At 56.6% G+C, this 17,904-nt stretch carries 17 protein-coding genes; 2 read left to right on the forward strand and 15 right to left on the reverse strand.

The genetic code is table 11. The annotated features are described in order from the left end of the window. Window positions 1-2: 2 nt before the first annotated feature. A complete protein-coding gene (gene bchO / locus NWQ23_RS14665; RefSeq protein ID WP_306167130.1) occupies window positions 3-848 on the forward strand; it encodes an alpha/beta fold hydrolase BchO in 846 nt (281 codons plus the stop codon). Between the two features lie 52 nt (window positions 849-900). On the opposite strand, the gene NWQ23_RS14670 is transcribed toward bchO, so the two are convergent. The 15 genes from NWQ23_RS14670 to bchF all read right to left on the reverse strand — a co-directional run bounded on the left by NWQ23_RS14670 (window position 901) and on the right by bchF (window position 16,819). Further along, a complete protein-coding gene (locus NWQ23_RS14670; protein ID WP_306167131.1) occupies window positions 901-1,362 on the reverse strand; it encodes a cytochrome c family protein in 462 nt (153 codons plus the stop codon). A gap of 112 nt (window positions 1,363-1,474) precedes the next feature. Next, complete coding sequence (hemA, locus tag NWQ23_RS14675) at window positions 1,475-2,689, reverse strand: 5-aminolevulinate synthase (RefSeq protein ID WP_306167132.1); 1,215 nt, start codon at window positions 2,687-2,689, stop codon at window positions 1,475-1,477. A gap of 5 nt (window positions 2,690-2,694) precedes the next feature. Beyond that, window positions 2,695-3,480 carry a putative photosynthetic complex assembly protein PuhE gene (gene puhE, locus NWQ23_RS14680; RefSeq protein ID WP_306167133.1) on the reverse strand — a complete coding sequence of 262 codons (786 nt, stop codon included), beginning with the start codon at window positions 3,478-3,480 and terminating at the stop codon, window positions 2,695-2,697. Next, window positions 3,480-4,598, reverse strand: a complete 1,119-nt coding sequence (gene acsF, locus NWQ23_RS14685) for a magnesium-protoporphyrin IX monomethyl ester (oxidative) cyclase (RefSeq protein WP_306167134.1) — start codon at window positions 4,596-4,598, stop codon at window positions 3,480-3,482. The genes puhE and acsF overlap by 1 nt, the downstream gene beginning before the upstream one ends. Further along, window positions 4,595-4,891 (reverse strand): hypothetical protein, encoded by a 297-nt coding sequence (locus tag NWQ23_RS14690; protein ID WP_306167135.1) that lies wholly within the window; start codon window positions 4,889-4,891, stop codon window positions 4,595-4,597. The genes acsF and NWQ23_RS14690 overlap by 4 nt, the downstream gene beginning before the upstream one ends. Before the next feature lie 48 nt (window positions 4,892-4,939). Further along, a complete protein-coding gene (puhC, locus tag NWQ23_RS14695) occupies window positions 4,940-5,416 on the reverse strand; it encodes a photosynthetic complex assembly protein PuhC (protein ID WP_306167136.1) in 477 nt (158 codons plus the stop codon). A gap of 6 nt (window positions 5,417-5,422) precedes the next feature. Next, window positions 5,423-6,058, reverse strand: a complete 636-nt coding sequence (gene puhB, locus NWQ23_RS14700) for a photosynthetic complex putative assembly protein PuhB (RefSeq protein WP_306167137.1) — start codon at window positions 6,056-6,058, stop codon at window positions 5,423-5,425. 58 nt (window positions 6,059-6,116) lie between these two features. Beyond that, window positions 6,117-6,899: a photosynthetic reaction center subunit H gene (gene puhA / locus NWQ23_RS14705; protein ID WP_306167138.1), complete on the reverse strand. Its 783-nt coding sequence runs from the start codon at window positions 6,897-6,899 to the stop codon at window positions 6,117-6,119. A 19-nt stretch (window positions 6,900-6,918) separates the two neighbouring features. Next, window positions 6,919-8,349, reverse strand: coding sequence for a PucC family protein (locus NWQ23_RS14710; RefSeq protein ID WP_306167139.1), 1,431 nt, complete (start codon window positions 8,347-8,349; stop codon window positions 6,919-6,921). Beyond that, window positions 8,346-9,038, reverse strand: a complete 693-nt coding sequence (gene bchM, locus NWQ23_RS14715; protein ID WP_306167140.1) for a magnesium protoporphyrin IX methyltransferase — start codon at window positions 9,036-9,038, stop codon at window positions 8,346-8,348. The genes NWQ23_RS14710 and bchM overlap by 4 nt, the downstream gene beginning before the upstream one ends. Then, window positions 9,038-9,934, reverse strand: coding sequence for a ferredoxin:protochlorophyllide reductase (ATP-dependent) iron-sulfur ATP-binding protein (gene bchL / locus NWQ23_RS14720; protein WP_306167141.1), 897 nt, complete (start codon window positions 9,932-9,934; stop codon window positions 9,038-9,040). Before bchL ends, bchM begins: the two co-directional genes overlap by 1 nt. Before the next feature lie 37 nt (window positions 9,935-9,971). Then, a complete protein-coding gene (locus tag NWQ23_RS14725; protein WP_306167142.1) occupies window positions 9,972-13,523 on the reverse strand; it encodes a magnesium chelatase subunit H in 3,552 nt (1,183 codons plus the stop codon). Next, the gene (bchB, locus tag NWQ23_RS14730; RefSeq protein WP_306167143.1) at window positions 13,513-15,042 is read right to left on the reverse strand and encodes a ferredoxin:protochlorophyllide reductase (ATP-dependent) subunit B; all 1,530 of its coding nucleotides are present in this window, start codon (window positions 15,040-15,042) and stop codon (window positions 13,513-13,515) included. Before bchB ends, NWQ23_RS14725 begins: the two co-directional genes overlap by 11 nt. Then, the gene (locus NWQ23_RS14735; RefSeq protein ID WP_306167144.1) at window positions 15,039-16,322 is read right to left on the reverse strand and encodes a ferredoxin:protochlorophyllide reductase (ATP-dependent) subunit N; all 1,284 of its coding nucleotides are present in this window, start codon (window positions 16,320-16,322) and stop codon (window positions 15,039-15,041) included. The genes bchB and NWQ23_RS14735 overlap by 4 nt, the downstream gene beginning before the upstream one ends. Then, entirely contained in the window at window positions 16,319-16,819 is a 501-nt protein-coding gene (gene bchF, locus NWQ23_RS14740) for a 2-vinyl bacteriochlorophyllide hydratase (RefSeq protein WP_306167145.1), read from the reverse strand. The genes NWQ23_RS14735 and bchF overlap by 4 nt, the downstream gene beginning before the upstream one ends. Window positions 16,820-17,093: 274 nt before the next feature. Here bchF and NWQ23_RS14745 point away from each other — a divergent pair, with 274 nt between their 5' ends. Next, entirely contained in the window at window positions 17,094-17,891 is a 798-nt protein-coding gene (locus NWQ23_RS14745) for a cobalamin B12-binding domain-containing protein (RefSeq protein WP_306167146.1), read from the forward strand. The last annotated feature ends 13 nt before the right edge of the window (window positions 17,892-17,904 follow it).

Here is a 17,904-nt window from a genome sequence, read left to right on the forward strand (position 1 = left end):
CTGTGCGCTGGCCCGCTGATGCCAAAGACTGGCCGCTCGCGGAATATTCGCGGCAGGTATTGCACCGGCCCCACCGCTGGCACGTGCAAGAGGCGGGGACCGGTCCGACCATTCTGCTGATCCACGGTGCAGGGGGTGCGACGCACAGCTTTCGCGGGCTGTTACCCATTCTGGCGAAGACGCACCAGGTGGTCGCCGTGGATTTGCCTGGTCAAGGGTTCACCCAACTTGGTGCGCAGCAACGCTGCGGGCTGGATCATATGGCCGAAGATCTGCTGTCGCTTTGCCGCAGCGAAAGCTGGGAACCCGAAATGATTGTCGCCCATTCCGCGGGAGCCGCGATTGCGTTGCGACTTTGGGAGCTGGGGCTTCACCCATCCAAAGGCATTGTCGGGATCAACGCCGCACTAGGGAACTTCAAGGGCATGGCCGGATGGCTCTTTCCGGTCATGGCAAAGGCACTGGCGATCACGCCGTTCAGTGCAAGTATTTTTGCAGGCACGACAACTCGGAATGCCGTGCGAAACCTTCTGCGCGGCACAGGTTCAACGCTCGATCAGCAGGGACTGGAACTTTACTATCGGCTTGCGACAGACAAGGCCCATGTGGACGGCACACTATCCATGATGGCGCAGTGGAAGCTGGATGGATTGCTGTCTCGTTTAGGTCAGATTGATGCACCGGTGCAACTGATCACAGGCCTATCGGATGTTGCTGTGCCCCCACAAGTGAGCCGGGATGCCGCAACCGTTTTGCCCAATGCTTTGCTGACTGAATTGGCAAATCTTGGCCATTTGGCCCATGAGGAAGACCCCGAAACGATAGCGCGGCTCATTCTGGAAATATGAAAGGCCGCCAGAGTTTCCCCTGACGGCCAAAGTCATTCACATCAGACTGTGATTAGTTTGTTGCAGCAGCTTCTTCCGCGCCGAAAGTCGACAGGTAAGCATAAAGGTCATAGGCCTGCGATTCTTCACGGACCTGATAGGCCATCTTACCACGCGCACGACGGTCCTCTAGAACCTCGCGCAACCAGCCTGTCGGGTCCTGAACGTAGCCAACGAACGCAGCTTCAGTCCAAGGTGTTCCAGCTTCGCCCAACGCGATAAGAGAATCGCTATAGCGGAACCCTTCAATCGAGCCCATGGTCCGGCCAGCGATGCCATAAAGGTTAGGGCCTGTCTGTGCATTACGACCGGCAAGCACCTCACCGGATGCATCTGCTACCACGTGGCATGCAACACACTGACGGTTGAATTGCTCTTCACCCGCGGCGGCGTCGCCGATTGTTGCGGCATGGCCGTCTGCAAAAGCGGGTGCGGAAAGTACAGCAAACACTGCTGCAATAGTAAAACGTTTCATGATCGTATTCCTCTTCGATCTGATTCTGTGACCGTTCGCCCCAGTCGCGTTGCAATGTAATACAATCGACGGGGCGGTCTACCCCCGTATGCAAAAGAATATGTGATAGGCGTCAGGCCACCGCATGCGCGAGCGCGCATTGCTTCCACAAAACCCTTAACGCATTGATAAGATGGTCGATATCTGAGTCGTCATGCAGTGGAGAAGGCGTAAATCGCAACCGCTCGGTACCCTTTGGGACGGTCGGATAGTTAATCGGCTGCACATAAATATCCCATTCGCGCATAAGATAATCCGCCAACATCCGCGTCTTGACCGGGTCGCCGATCATTACCGGAACGATATGGCTTTCGTTCTCCATATGCGGGATTCCCTCGCGGTCCAGCGCGGCGCGCAGGCGTGCAACCTGCCGGCGTTGGCGTGCGCGCTCAAGCTCGGATTCCTTGAGATAGGCAATCGAAGTCCGCGCTGCAGCCGCGACAGCAGGCGGTAAGGCTGTCGTAAAGATGAACCCGGACGCAAAGCTGCGGATAAAGTCGCAAAGCGCGGCAGAGCCGGTAATATACCCGCCCACAACGCCAAAGGCTTTACCCAATGTGCCTTCGATCAGCGTGATGCGATCAGCGAGACCTTCGCGTTCGCTCACGCCGCCACCGCGTGGGCCGTACATACCAACGGCGTGGACCTCGTCCAGATAGGTCATCGCGCCATATTTCTCGGCAACTTCGACAATCTCGCGGATAGGCGCAATGTCACCGTCCATGGAATAGACACTTTCAAACGCGACGATCTTGGGTACATCGGCAGGCAGGGCGCGCAGCTTCATTTCCAGATCATGCACATCGTTGTGCTTCCAGATCACCTTGTTGGCGCGGGAATGGCGGATGCCTTCGATCATGGACGCGTGGTTGCCAGAGTCAGACAGGATCACACAGTTTTCCAGGCGGCTACCCAAAGTCGAGAGCGCGGCCCAGTTCGATACATAGCCCGAGGTGAACAGCAATGCCGCCTCTTTGCCGTGCAGATCGGCCAATTCGCGTTCCAGCAGCAGGTGGTCGTGGTTTGTACCTGAAATGTTGCGGGTGCCGCCTGCACCGGTGCCGGTCCGTTCGACCGCTTCGCACATTGCGGCGATCACCTTGGGGTGCTGGCCCATCCCCAGATAGTCATTCGAACACCAGACAGTGACATCCCGTACACCGTCTTCGGCATGGTTGGCCGCGCGGGGGAATTTGCCGCATTTGCGCTCCAGCTCGGCGAAGTAACGATAGTTGCCTTCGTCTTTGAGTTGGTTCAGCTGGGCATTGAATAAAGCGTCAAAATCCATCGGTCTCATCTTTCTTCATTGGTCATCGTTTTGGGCGCGGGCAACATCCAGCGCCATAGTTTTGCATCAGGCAATGGAACAACCATCAACCAATGTTCGATAAGTGCCAAAGCCGTCAAAGCGGTCAGCAACGTAAAGCCCATGACAGTCGCGTCCGAGCCTGCATTCCACAGACGTTCGACACAAACGACCAGCATCGCGGTCAGAATCGTAATTGCGACAGGGAACGCATAGGTGATCGGCCCCCGACAAAAGTAGGACTTGATATGCGCCAGCTTGGCCGGCACAAACTCTGTGTTTATGCGCGGGACCCCATAGAAAAGGTTCATTTTGGCAAGGATACGAGCCAAAAACAGAACCATGTAAGTGGCCAAGGCCATCTGATTTGGCGCACCGCTTGACGCATAAACCAGCGCCAGCAAAGCAACGGTCAACAACAGTTCATGGTATGCGAGGGTCGCAAAGGCGCGAAAGAACCGAGCTTGGCCTTTCAACCCTGGTAGGCAATCATCCTTCATCGGACCTGTCACCACACCTGCGAGGAAGGCCAGTTCGATCCAACCCCATATCGCCAAGGCACCCAAGAATCCATGATAAACGCCAACGACACTGGCGTCAGACAAGGACATCCACACTGCCCAAGTGCCCAGGCCCAGCAGGGGCAGCCCTGCCAGAACTGTCTGCAAGTGTCGACCGCTCCGGTCAGCCCGACGCACCGCCAGCAAAATTACCCCAGTGGAAAACCACCAGATAAAAATTGCAAAAAGCGCTGCGACTACGGGTGATGACATCAGTAAGCTGGCTCCATGCGTGGGCTTGCAGGAACGGTGTTCTTTTCAACAGGGATCAACAAAAGCGAGATAAAACCAACCCCCGCCTTTGCCGTGCCGGACATCCGCTTCAGCCAGCCGCCAAGACCGCCTTGCTTGCGGCCCGCCGCAATCTGGACGTTCGCCGCCTGCATCTTGTTCAGCGTCGGTATCCAGCGCGGATGGTCGATATCCAAAGTCATCGGGAACACTTGCTTGCTGATATCGGACGTCTTGCGGAAGACTTCCTGCCCGTACCACGCCGGATCGACACCCAGCGCTTTGTGGAACTCGGGGCGCTGGTGGTCGCGGATCCACATGGTCGAGAAAACGGCAGTCAGGAAAAACTTGATCCAGAGTTTGTTGGAAAAGGATTCCGTCAGCTTGGGATCTGTCTTGAGCAGCAGGGCAAAGGCCTCGCCGTGCGAGAACTCGTCGTTGCACCATTCGCAGAACCATTTGAAGATCGGATGAAAGCGATGCTCGGGGTGTTGCTCTAGATGGCGGTAGATCGTGATGTAGCGGGCATAGCCGATCTTTTCGGACAGGTATGTCGCATAATAGATGAACTTGGGGCGGAAATAGGTGTATTTCTTCGCCTGCGTCAAGAAGCCAAGGTTCACAGCGATCCCTGCTTCACGCAGAGCATCATTGATGAAACCGGCATGGCGCGCTTCGTCACGGGCCATCAGCTGGAACAATTCCGTGATGTCCTTATTCGATCCACGGCGCTTCATCTCTTTGTAAAGCACACAGCCCGAAAATTCAGCGGTGCAGGACGAGATCAGAAAATCGATGAATTCGGCCTTGAGCTTGGGCTCCATCCCGTCCCAGTCGACGTGATCCCAATCTTCGTTCTTGCGAAAATGGCCTTTGTTCGGGTCGGCTTTCATCTGCCCGATCAGAACATCCCAATCCTTGCGCACGGGCGAGACATCAATCGCATCCATCTCGGCAAAGTCAGTGGTATAAAAGCGCGGGGTCAGCAATGTATTGGACATCGCGACTTTGGTTGCTTCTTCGTTTGTCAGCGGCGGCAGCGCCTCTTGGGCTGCAATGGCTTCTTCTGCTGTCGCAGCAGTGGACGAGTGCATGTTCATGACATCACCTCTTCGCTAAATGAGAATTCGCAGAGTTCCATAAACTCGAAATCGCCGGTGGCGCGGGTCCAAAGCTGCTCGATCTTGGAGGCGCGGGTAATCACCGCTGTGCGCTTTTCCTCGATCATCTCGCCAAAGGCGGCCATGATTTCAGGCCCCTGAACCTGAACCGTATCGCCCGGATTGATGACCGCGCCGTTGTCCAGACGGACATGCGCCGAAAGTTCTTCAAACCGATGCGAGATCGTGACCGTGCAAGGTGCGGTTTCCTTTTCTCTGAATAGTAGTCCCATGTGAGTTCCCTTTCACTTTGGGCGCGGGTGGCTAACCCACGCACAGTTTCACTTCAGCAGGTTTCCGAACGCTGCCACATTATCTTTGCCGTACCCAATCAATTCGACCGAAAGATCAATGCTCGGGTCAATTACAGCAATATTTCCATTCTCACGGCGAACGACCTGCACGGGCGGGTTTCCGACAACACCCGCGACTTTCCGGTCCCGGTCGAACACGCGACCAATTACTCCCAGAAAACCGGCCATCTCGTCCGAGGAAGTCGCGAGCAGGTTTCCAGCCGTATCATGTACAGAGTAGACGCCGCTGCGATCGCCTGTCATCACGATTTCAAGCGATTGCACAACGGGTGCTTCGACCAGCACACCGGTCATCGGCAGATTATGCTCTTTGCTGTAGGCAACCAAGGCAAGGCAGCCGAACATAAGGCCGAACATGGCCACCACCAGGAACGTAGGCACCATTTGCTCGTCGTTCCGGCGCATCTCTTTTTGCAGTTTAGCGAATTTCACAATTTCCGACATCTCGTGTTACTCCGCCGCGACGGCATTGCCGTGTGTTGCGACACGCGCGATGCGCGGCTCTGAAATGCGGGTCTCGGCGGCATCTGCAAAGATACGTGCGACGCTTTCAGCATCGGGGATGCTGCGCAAGGCTGGCTGGGTACGCGAAATATACCAAGGCCGCACATGGGGCCATGTCATCAGATAGGAAATCCGGGTATCACCGATGATTTCGAAGGCCAGCGTACCGTGACCGGATTTGGTGACTTCAAGCTTGGCGGTGCCGATGCAGACGTAGGGCAGGTTCAGCGTCATCGTGAGGGCTGCACCAATGCGCATCGCGACGCGCTTGTTTGTCAGGGTATAGACCGTCGAACGGGCCTGAATATAGGCAATACCATACATGATCCCGCAGGCCACGATGCCCATAATAATGAACGGCACTCCATGCATCAGTGCGATGCCCATAGGGAAATCAACAGATGAGACACCGACGCGCCAAATGGCAAGCAGGACAAAATAGCCAGCAACCCAACGCAAGCCCCAGGCATCACGGGCCAGTCGGGCGGGATCAGGTGACCCTTGCCACAAGATGTGTTCGTCTTCTGGCAACGCCTCTGGCAGTCCGCGGACAGGTTCGAATTTAAAATCGTCATGGCTCATTTTAGTGTTCCCTTTTGGTAAGCAGCTGCTCCGGTGGCTGACCGGAGCAGCGTGTTGGTTAAATGACCGGCTGCGATCTGGAAGGCGCCGCATAGAGTGTGCCGCCCCCGTAGTAGGCCATGATCTTGTCTTCCTCGAGGACGGTGACCTCGTCGGCTTTCTTGGTTGTTGGCACATTGTCCCAGTTGTGAGCATGAAGCGAACGTACCGTGACGCGATCACTGCCGATCTTTGCCATGTTCATTGGGATCAGACGTGTCTTGCCGGATCCTTCTGGGTTCAGATCCACAGTCAGGTAACGGACCATTTGCTCTGGTACGTCGATCCACATGTCGATCACACGGCCCACAACTTCACCGTCACCACCGACGACAGCCTTGCCACGCGGATCGCGCCCAGCGGACACATGGAATTCAGACAGTGTGGCCATCGGCTTGATCTTGGCATGACCATGGGCGTCCAGTTCTGGCGCGTCACGGCGGGGTGCCCATGAAGCTGGACCGACACCATCAATCATCGGATCGCCTGTCGGGATCCAAGGTGAACCGCTCGCGGCAGAAGATGCTGCAAGTGCCAGATCTGTCCGCATCTTGCTGTCTTCATACTCACGAGATGGAACGGTCAGAGTGCCGCGACCATCACGCAGATGAAAGGTCTTTGCACCCGGCACCGGCCAAAGGCTTTCGTTCGCTGGCGGCTCGTCATCGTCAGCACGCAAAGGATACCCTTCGCGCATGTTTTCGGTCTGCAGGTAAATCACAAGCCCTGCAAAGAAAATCCAGAAGAGCCAGATTGCTGCGCTCGCCAGATCGAAGTCTCCAAAGAAGGTTACACCAACCATTGTATGATCCTTTCGGTGTTTAGGTCGGGAACTCTACCAATCCCAGCTTGGCAGAATTTCCCAGTGTCATGGGCCGCAACCGCACAAGCGGCCCCAGCACAATCAGGGTGATGAAAAGAAGGCCAATTTCGGTGTGATAGACAACCGAATAGCCAGTGGCAGGCGTGGCGAGCGCCTCTCCCAAAGTGCCGTTCCCAGCGGCATGGTTCACAAGGTCACGAAGCGTGCCCCCGATAAAGATGGAAAGCCCGGCACCGGTGGCTTGGGCGGCCCCCCATGCACCAAGGGCCAAACCGCGACCGGCATTGCCGATTGCAGGCATCGTCATTGCGGCAGTCAGGGTCGACACCCCGAACAGCCCGCCACCGAATCCGATCAGTGCGGCGCCAAGATAGAACAGCGCGGGCGAGCCCAGCGGCGCAGAAAAGATCACGCAGCAAAAGGCCGCGACGCCGGCAAGGATGCCGCGTGCGCACATGCGATACGGGTCTGTACCGCTGGCCAGCCAACGGGCCGCGAATCCAAACGCGATCACCGCACCCGTTGCCCAAGTCGCCGTCAGCAGCGTGGTCGCAGAAACGGAAAGGCCCAGAATTTCGCCGCCATAAGGCTCAAGCAAGACATCCTGCATATTGAAAGCCATCGTGCCAAGAAACACGACCAGCAACAGGCGACCAGCATCGCCACCTTTTGCAAGATCGCGCCAGGCATCGCGGAAGGTGGGCGATGCCTCTTCGCGTTCGGCTTTGGTCATTGGCTTGACCTTTTCCTGCTTCCACAGGGCGATCAGGTTCAAAAGCAGTGTCACCACAGCCGTACCTTGCACGACCTGCACAAGCCGCAGCGCCGAGTAATCGCGCAGCAAAGCGCCGATCAGGATGGCGGCAACGGCCATACCAACAAGGTTCATCACATAAAGCAGGGCGACAACTTTGGGCCGCGTTTCTTCGGTCGCACGATCAGCGGCAAGCGCCAGTCCGGCGGTCTGCGTCATATGCATCCCGAAACCGGTCATCAGGAAGGCAAGCGCCGCACCCACGTAACCGGCCCAATCAACATCAAGCGTCCGGTCACCCGACAGTACCAAAAGCGCCATCGGCATGATCGCCAAACCGCCAAACTGCCACATGGTGCCAAGCCAAAGGTAAGGAATACGCTTCCAGCCGATGGCGGATTTGTAGTTGTCTGATTTGTGGCCCACCAGCGCACGTAACGGTGCAACAAGGACGGGCAGCGCAATCATCGCGGCAACCAGCATCGCGCCGATGTTCAATTCAACAATCATCACACGGTTCAGCGTGCCCAACAGCATGACAGCCGCCATACCAACAGACACCTGAAACAGCGACAGCCTCAGTAGCTGGCTCAGCGGCAGGTCATCACTTACCGCATCGCTGAACGGCAGGAGGTCTACTGAAAGCTTCTTGAGCGATGATGCTTTGAATATCACTTTGTTGTTCCTTCGAAAACCAAGGCGCTAGAGAAGTAGAAGCCTGATTTGATCTGATCGATCTCGCGCAAACGGCCCGGAACGCTCGCATCGCGCAAAGCTTGGGCCACACCGGCGGTAGACTGCGGGATCATCACAGGGCTGCGATCCGCACGGGGGAAGAGTTTGCCAACACGCCACATCGCCATCAAAGCAGGGGTGCGGGGTGGGAGAGTAAATACAAACTTGCCATCAATCCGCGCAGCGGCCCGACCCAACAGGGCTGCGATATCCGGGGCACTGTAGTAAATCATCGAATCCATGGCCAAGGCATGGTCAAATCCACCTTCGGTCGCATCAAGCATATCGCCTGCGACCCATGTGATCTGTCCAGCCAGATTGGCAGGCATCCGCTTTGCCGCGATATCGACCAATGCAGGGGAAATATCGACAGCCACCACATCCGCGCCGCGCTGGGCCAGTTCCACCGCCATCGCGCCGGTGCCACAGCCTGCATCAAGGATCCGCGCACCGCGCAGATCTTCGGGCAACTGGGCAAGCATCAGATCACGCATCCGGTCACGGCCCGCACGGACCGTGGCACGAATACCCGATACAGGCGCGTCCGATGTCAAACGCTCCCATGTCTTGGTCGCGGTACGGTCGAAATAGTGTTCGACCCGATCCCGTGTGGCGGCATAGTCAGCCATTAATCAAATCCCAGCAATTCAAAGATTTCACGGTCAGGCAATGAGGCTGGCGCCAAAGGCAATGTGCCATTCCAAAGGGTCTCGGCCAGACGCATGTATTCCTTGCGGACCTGTACAGTGTCCTCGTCGTCAGGCATCTCGAAGAGCGTTTTCTTCTTCAGACGGCTGCGGCGGATGGCATCAAGATCAGGCATATGGGCAATGCGGTTGAAGCCGACAGTTTCGCAATAACGGTCAACCTCGTCGGTATCCTTACTGCGGTTCGCAACACAGCCCGCAAGGCGCACCTTGTAGTTGGACGATTTCGCCTGAACGGCGGCAATAATCCGGTTCATCGCATAGATGCTGTCAAAATCATTGGCGGTCACGATCAATGCGCGGTCGGCATGCTGCAAGGGGGCGGCAAAGCCACCGCAGACCACGTCGCCAAGCACGTCAAAGATCACGACATCGGTATCTTCCAGCAGATGGTGCTGCTTGAGCAGTTTCACCGTCTGACCAACAACATAGCCGCCACAGCCTGTTCCCGCAGGGGGGCCACCGGCCTCGACGCATTTCACGCCGTTGAAACCTTCAAAGATAAAATCTTCGGGGCGCAGTTCTTCTGAATGGAAATCAACGTCCTTGAGGATGTCGATCACCGTCGGCACAAGGCTGCCTGTGAGCGTAAACGTGCTGTCATGTTTAGGGTCACAACCGATTTGCAAGACGCGCTTGCCGTGCATGGAAAAAGCTGCAGACAGGTTGGACGAGGTGGTCGATTTACCGATCCCGCCCTTGCCGTAGACCGCAAAAACCTTTGCGCCTTCAATCTTGGCATCATCTGGCTGATGGACCTGAACAGAGCCCTCGCCATCTTGGCCACGTAGGTTCGGGATTTCATCTCTGGGGCTCATGATAGAGTCCTTCCTGTTGTATTCATTGTGAAAAGGGTCATTCCGCTGCGATCCCTTCCATTCGGTCTTCAAGCGCATCCGCTGCATCTTGCAGGGCTGCGAGCGTTGCTTCATCGGGCGCCCAGTAGTGGCGGTCAGATGCTTCCAAAAGGCGGTTCGCCATGCGCATGGAGGCTTGCGGGTTCAACGCTGCCAGACGCTCGCGCATGTCTTTATCCAGAACGAAAGTCTCGGACAGGCGCTGGTAAACCCAAGGCTCGACTTCGCCCGTTGTCGCAGACCAACCCATTGTATTGGTCACTTGCGCCTCGATCTGGCGGACGCCTTCGTGGCCATGCTTCAGCAGGCCTTCGTAGAATTTCGGGTTCAGGCTGCGGCTGCGTGTTTCAAGTGCCACCTGATCCTGCAAAGTGCGGACCTTGGCAGCACCGCGTGTCTGGTCGCCGATGTAAACCGGTGCGCTGACGCCACCCTTGGCGCGCTTCACGGCGCGGGAGATCCCGCCCAGCGTATCGAAATAGTGGTCAACGGTGGTGACGCCCAACTCGACAGATTCGAGGTTCTGATAGGCGAGGTCCACATCCTTGAGGACCTTTTGCAAAAGCCCTGCGTTCTTGGCGGCTTTGCCATCGACACCGTAAGCAAAGCTTTTGCGGTTCTCGTAGGCATCGGCCAACTCGTCTTCGTCACCAAAGGTGCTTTGATCGACCAGCACATTCACGTTGGACCCGTATGCGCCTTCGGCATTCGAAAAGACCCGCAATGCGGCGGTTTCAATATCGCAACCCATTTGCTCGGCATAGGCCAGCGCATGAACGCGGATAAAGTTCAGATCAGCAGGTTCATCGGCTTGCGCACAGCGCAACGCGGCTTCGGCCAGCATCCGTGTCTGTAGTGGCAGCAGATCCCGGAAAATACCCGAAAGTGTCATCACTACATCGACCCGTGGACGACCCAGTTCTGCAAGCGGGATCAGGTCAGCGCCGGACAAACGGCCAAAGCTGTCGAACCGTGGCTTGCAGCCCATCAGGGCCAGCGCCTGCGCGATCGGGACGCCATCTGATTTGATATTGTCGGACCCCCAAAGCACCAGTGCCACCGTGCGCGGCATGGACTTGTGGGTCTTGATCAGCAAATCGGCCTGCTTGACGCCATCGGACATCGCATAGGCGGTAGGCATCCGGAACGGATCAAACGCATGGATATTGCGACCTGTGGGCAGGATCGAAGGCGAGCGGATCAGATCGCCACCATGGACGGGCGGGATGTAATGCGCCGAGAGCGCGTTCATCAGGCCGCGCAATTCGGTTTCGTTTTGCAACAGGGTGTCAGTATGCGCACGGGCCGCCGCATCTGCATGGTCCATCAGATCAAGCATATTGGTGCGGTCCGTATCGGACATCTTTTTGCCGACGATATGGAAGCCATCAGGGATCAACGATCCTTCGGTTTCCAGCAGGCGCAGCCACAACTGATCAAGATTGCTCGCGTCCATATCCACCGCAGCGGCCTGATCGCGGATCAGGACTTCGAGTTCGGACCGCTGTGAATCCGCATCCGGCAGTTCACGCCAGCGCTTCAGGCTGTCACGCACCTCGGCCAGACCTTTGTAAAGGCCGGATGAGGCCAGAGGCGGGGTCAAATGGGTGATGATCACCGCATTGCTGCGCCGCTTGGCCAACGAAGCCTCGGACGGGTTATTCGCAGCATAAAGATAGATATTCGGCATCTCGCCGATCAACCGATCCGGCCAATCGCGCGCACCAAGGCCCGATTGCTTGCCGGGCATGAATTCCAGCGCGCCGTGCATCCCGAAATGCAGGATCGCATCGGCGTTGAATGTGTTGCGCAGCCACATGTAGAAGGTCACGAAAGCATGCGTCGGGGCAAAGCCGCGCTCAAAAAGCAACCGCATCGGGTCGCCTTCGTAGCCAAAGGTGGGCTGTACGCCGACAAAGACATTGCCGAAATGCTGACCAAGGATAAATACGCCGCGCCCGTCTGACTGGACCTTACCCGGTGCCGGACCCCAAACGGCCTCGATCTCTTTGAGCGGCGGGGTTGTGCGCACGATGGTATCGACATCGACATGGGCACCGACGTTGGCCTGCTGACCATATTGTGCCGCATTGCCTTGCAAGATCATGGCGCGCAGATGGTCCACTGATTCAGGGACATCTACAGTATAACCATCGGCTTTCATCTGGTTCAGCGTGTTGAACAGGCTTTCAAAGACACTCAGATAAGCGGCTGTACCAACGGCACCTGCATTTGGCGGGAAGCCGAACAGGACAACGCCGATTTTCTTGTCAGCGTTCTGTTTGCGGCGCAACTTGGCCAAACGCAGGGTCTTTTCGGCAAGGCTTGTAATGCGCTCGTGGCATGGTGCCATCGCTTTGCAATCGGACTGGCCCACACAGCCTTTTGCGCACCCGCGGCAGCCTTCGGGACCGTGACGGCCCGCAAAGACAGTCGGGTTGGTCGCACCATCAATCTCTGGCAAGGCGACCAACATGGTTGTTTCAATCGGGCCAAGACCTTGCGGGCTTTCCGCCCACTGGCCAAGGGTCTGGAACTCGAGCGGCTGTGCCGCAATATAAGGGACATCCAGATTTGTCAGTAGCTTCACCGCGGCGGCGCTATCGTTGTATGCAGGGCCGCCCACAAGCGAGAAACCGGTCAGCGAAACCATCGCGTCAACGTTGCCCTGAAAATAGTTTTCAATCGCCGGCGTGCCGTCCAGACCACCCGCAAAGGCGGGAATGACCGCCATGCCCTTTTCTTCAAAGGCGCGGATCACGGCATCATAATGTGCGGTATCCGAGGACAGGATATAGGACCGCAGCATCAGCATCCCGATGGTTGCCACTGCGTTTTCAGGGCGTGGCAGATCGGCTGCATCCGTGCTGATGTGCTGGCCGGGAAGGTCGGGGTGATAGACGCCAACCTCTGGATATTCGATCGGCGGCTTGGCCTTCATCGGCTTCCAGCTTTGACCAACTGCATAGCGTGACACCAGCATCCGGATCATCTGTTCAATGTTATCGTCAGACCCGCCCAGCCAGTATTGCATCGACAGGAACCAGTTGCGCAAATCTTGGCTTTTACCGGGGATCAGACGCAGAATCTTTGGCAAGGTGCGCAGCGTCTTCATATGGCTCTTGCCGGACTGGTTGCCTTTGCTTTGCTGCGGGCGGAGCTTTTTCAAAAGCGCCATCGCACCGCTGGCGGGCTTGGACATGTCCAGATCGCCCATCTTCGTCAACTTCACGATAGAACTGTCCGCGATGACATTGATCATCGCATCGCAACCGTCACGGCGGGCGAGCAGATCAGGCATGATCGCATTGGTATGTTCTTCAAGGAACAGCAGGTTCGTCACGACGATATTGGCGTGCGCGATCGACTGCTTTGCATCCGCCAGAGCAGCAGGGTTTTCGCCCCATTCTGCAGCGGCGTGGATAGAAATCTCAAGACCCGGGAAATCGGCAACCAAACGGTCCCGGCAGCGCGCAGCCGGGCCGGCAGTGTGACTGTCAAGTGTGACAATCACAAAGCGGAAAGCGTTTATGTCGGCGTTATCGCGCATAATGGGCTTTGGCCTCGTAAAGGGTATCAAGACTGATTTGGTGCAGACCCTTCTCTGCCGCATAATTTTCGGTATTCCGGCGGGCCTTGCCCCGCACGAAGAACGGAATTTTTTTGAGCTCTTTTTCAGCGTCGCTCAGCCAGATAATGTTGTCGTCCGCTGGCTGTGGCGCCTCATCAACTGCTTCCTCGACTTCAACACGTGCCTTGGCTTTGCCACCGTGGTGGCTCGCGCCTGCATCATCGTGAAATTCGAAATCATCGCGGAACATGGTCAGCAAATGCTCTTCCAGACCCATGACAAGCGGATGGATCAACGTGTCAAAGATGACGTTCGCACCTTCAAAGCCGACCTGAGGCGAATAGCGGGCAGGATAGTCCTGCACATGGACGGGCGCGGAAATGACAGCGCAAGGGATGCCCAGACGCTTGCCGATGTGGCGCTCCATCTGGGTGCCGAGGATCATTTCAGGGCTCAGCGCTTCGATGGTTTGTTCAACTTCAAGGTAATCGTCCGTGATCAGCGCCTCGACACCGTATTCCTTGGCCAATGCACGGATCGGGCGGGCCATTTCGCGGTTATAGCAGCCCATGCCGACCACTTCGAAACCCATCTCGTCGCGGGCGATCCGGGCATAGGCGGCAACATGGGTGCCGTCGCCAAAAATAAAGACGCGCTTGCCAGTCAGATAGGTGCTGTCCACCGACCGAGACCACCAAGGCATCCGCAAGCGGCTTTCGTCGATCAAAACGGGCTTGTCGATGATCCGGCTGACCTCTGCGATGAAATCGCGGGTGGCACCGACACCGATTGGAACGACTTTCGTATAAGGCTGTGCGTGGTTCTTTTCCAACCAGCGCGCCGCAGCTTCACCGGTTTCGGGTGACATCAGCACGTTGAAATGCGCAGCAGGCAGGCGGGCGATATCGGCAGGTGTCGCACCCAAAGGTGCCACAACATTCACGTTCACACCCAGATCGGACAAAAGCCCGGTCAGTTCTTCGACATCGTCGCGATGCCGAAAGCCCAGCGCTGTCGGGCCAAGGATGTTGCAGGTGACGCGCGGCGTGCGCTCTTGCGGTTTGGCAAGATGCTTGACGATCTCATAGAAGGTCTCGTCCGCGCCGAAATTTTCCTTGCGGCTATAGCTTGGCAATTCCAAAGGAATAACAGGAATGCTGAGGCCCATGGTTTCGGCCAGACCAGCAGGGTCATCCTGAATCAGTTCCGCCGTGCAAGAGGCGCCAACAATAATTGCCTGTGGATTAAAGCGGTCTACTGCATCCTGACAGGAGGCTTTGAACAGGGTCGCTGTATCCGCACCCAGATCGCGGGCCTGGAAAGTTGTGTAGCTGACAGGCGGACGGTGATTGCGCCGTTCGATCATAGTGAAAAGCAGATCAGCGTATGTATCACCCTGAGGCGCGTGCAACACATAGTGCAGGCCCTTCATCGCAGTCGCGACACGCATCGCGCCAACATGCGGCGGGCCTTCGTATGTCCAAACAGTCAGCTTCATTCGGCAGCCTCCAGACGAAGAACCGACTTACGGCGCAAAGGTCGCGAGAAGAGACCGGCAAGATCACCGGCCTGTTCGTAGAAATGCACCGGCGTAAAGACCAACTCGATGGCCCATTTGGTGGACAGGCCTTCGGCCTCCAGCGGATTGGCAAGGCCAAGACCACAAATTGTCAGGTCAGGGCGGGCGGCACGGGCGCGGTCAAGCTGCTTGTCCACATCCTGACCTTCTGAAATCTGCGGGCCAGCGGGCAACAGATCAAGATCAGGACCGTGCAGGGCGTCGTGAATATAGGGGCTGCCGACCTCAATCGCGGTCATGCCGCATTCGCGGGTCAGGAAACGGGCCAACGGAATTTCCAACTGGCTGTCAGGGAAGAAAAACACCGATTTGCCGCGCAGAACCTCTGCCGCTTGCGCAATAGCCTTGCGCGCACGGGCGCGGGGGGCGGCAGTCACTGCGTCAAAGGTTTCCTCACTCACGCCAAATTCGTTGGCGATCACCCGCAGCCAAGCGGTGGTACCTTCATCCCCGAACGGGAACGGCGCAGACAAGTGCCGCGCACCGCGACGCTCGAGTGCGGCATGGGTGTCGCCAAGGAACGGTTGGGTCAACGCAAAGACCGTATTTTCGCCCACGGCGGTTGTGTCATCGATCCGGCGCGCTGGGAGCAGCCGGATCGGACCAATGCCCATATCGGTCAGAAGCGAAACCATCTGATCTTCGACAACATCGGGCAATGCACCGACCACGAGAAGTTCGCGGGCGGTTGTGTCTTTCAGCACGGGAACCATCGAGGCAAGACAGGCGTCTTCGCCTTCGGTAAAGGTGGTTTCAATCCCGGAACCGGAATAATTCAGCACCCGCACATGGGGGGCATGGACCTGGCTCAGACGCTCGGCGGCGCGGGCAAGGTCGATTTTAATCACTTCGGATGGGCAAGACCCCACCAAAAAGAGCTGGCGAATGTCAGGACGGCGCGACAAAAGGCGGGCCACTTCGCGGTCCAGCTCGACATGCGCGTCGGCCATTCCGGCCAAATCCTGCTCTTCGAGAATCGCTGTACCGAATCGCGGTTCAGCGAAAATCATCACCCCAGCCGCGGATTGCAGCAGGTGCGCACAGGTCCGCGAACCGACCACAAGAAAGAACGCGTCCTGCATTTTGCGGTGCAACCAGATGATACCCGTCAGGCCGCAAAATACCTCGCGCTGGCCGCGCTCTTTGAGGACCGGAGCAGTCCTGCAGCCGCCGTTTGTCGGGGTCATCGGGACGTTCATGCACGTGCCTCCGCATCGAGGCGCGCCATGCGCAATTTCCAGATAAATTGACCCGCATTTACGACGTAGGCGAAGTAAGCCGCGAGCGCGATATACATCATGTTTTCGGTGGCCATCGAACCAGTCAAAAGCGCGACCATATACCAAGTATGCAAGGCGATGACGACGAAACTGAACACGTCTTCCCAGAAGAACGCATGTGCAAAAAGATACTGGCCAAAGACCACTTTTTCCCAGATCGCGCCGGTCACCATGATCAGGATCAGAAAGAAGGTTTTGACGATGATCGAGATGGTGGCGGCCTCGTACCCGACGCCTGTCCAGAGGTACCGCAAAACAAGCGCAAGAGAGACCAAGAAGACGAGAAACTGGATGGGTGCCAGAATGCCTTGAACAAGGGTCCATTTTGTGGAGTCACGGCGCACACGTTCCTCGTCGGAATACAGACGCCGGCCGATCGCAATCGCGCTTACGGTATCAGTATCGGCAATGGTCATGTAATGTCTCCCTGACATCTTCTTGTGTAAAGAATACGTGGCGTATTGGCCAAGTGTCAACTTTAAGTTACACATTTAGGTGCAAATAGCATGGAATGCGGGAGAGGGACCTAATCTGCTCTTTATACCATGTTTATAAGGACTTTGCGGCTATATGTCGCTGGCTGCATACGGAATGTGTCAATTTTCTTTGACATTCTTGACCCTGCGAACGACAATGTCATGAATGCCGCAATGAACGATTGAATCTATTGAACAAGCCGAGGGTAGGCAGATGGCGGATTATCCGAACTTGAATGCCAAGATCAAAATCTCTGCACCGTTGCCGCATCAAAGCCGCGCGGCATGTCGTGTTGCGTCAACTGTTGTTGAAGAGATCGGGATCCGGTTGGATGAGACTGTTCTCGCGAAACTGTACACAGCGGTTGTCAGTCCAGATGCCGATGATTGCAGGCAAGCGGTCAAAGAAGTGGTGGCGACTGGCGTCCGGCCAGAAGATCTTTCAGACTTCTATATTCCATCCATTGCCCGCAAGATGGGCGACCTTTGGTGTGTCGATGAACTCAGTTTTGCCAGCGTGACCATCGGCGCGTCGCGATTGCAGGCCATGCTAAGGGTCCTGGGGCCAGACTGGTCTAGCAACGCTGCTTCTGATCCACATGCGCCGTCGCTCTTGTTGGTGGTACCACAGGATGTTTACCACACACTTGGTGCGATTGTTCTGAGCGGTCAATTGCGGCGCAAGGGACTGTCTGTAAAGCTTATTTTGGGTGGCAAGCCCGAAGACATTGCAAAGCGGATTTCAATTACTAAATATGATGGTATCTTCATATCATCCTCTGTTGGTGAAGCCCTTTATACGTTGCGCCTGCTGGTAGATGCCGTGCGGTCTTCGACTAAAAAACCACCGCCCATCGTGGTGGGCGGAACCATTCTGGAGGTCGAGACGAAAGAGAATGTAATTGCGCTGACAGGGGCTGATTATGCCACTAGAAATCCAGAAGAGGCCTTGAAACTTTGCGGCCTTCAAGACATCACGCACAACAGCATAAAAATGAAACACGGGACCTGATTGATGAGAGCGG

Source organism: Yoonia sp., assembly GCF_030731595.1.
GTDB lineage: Bacteria > Pseudomonadota > Alphaproteobacteria > Rhodobacterales > Rhodobacteraceae > Yoonia.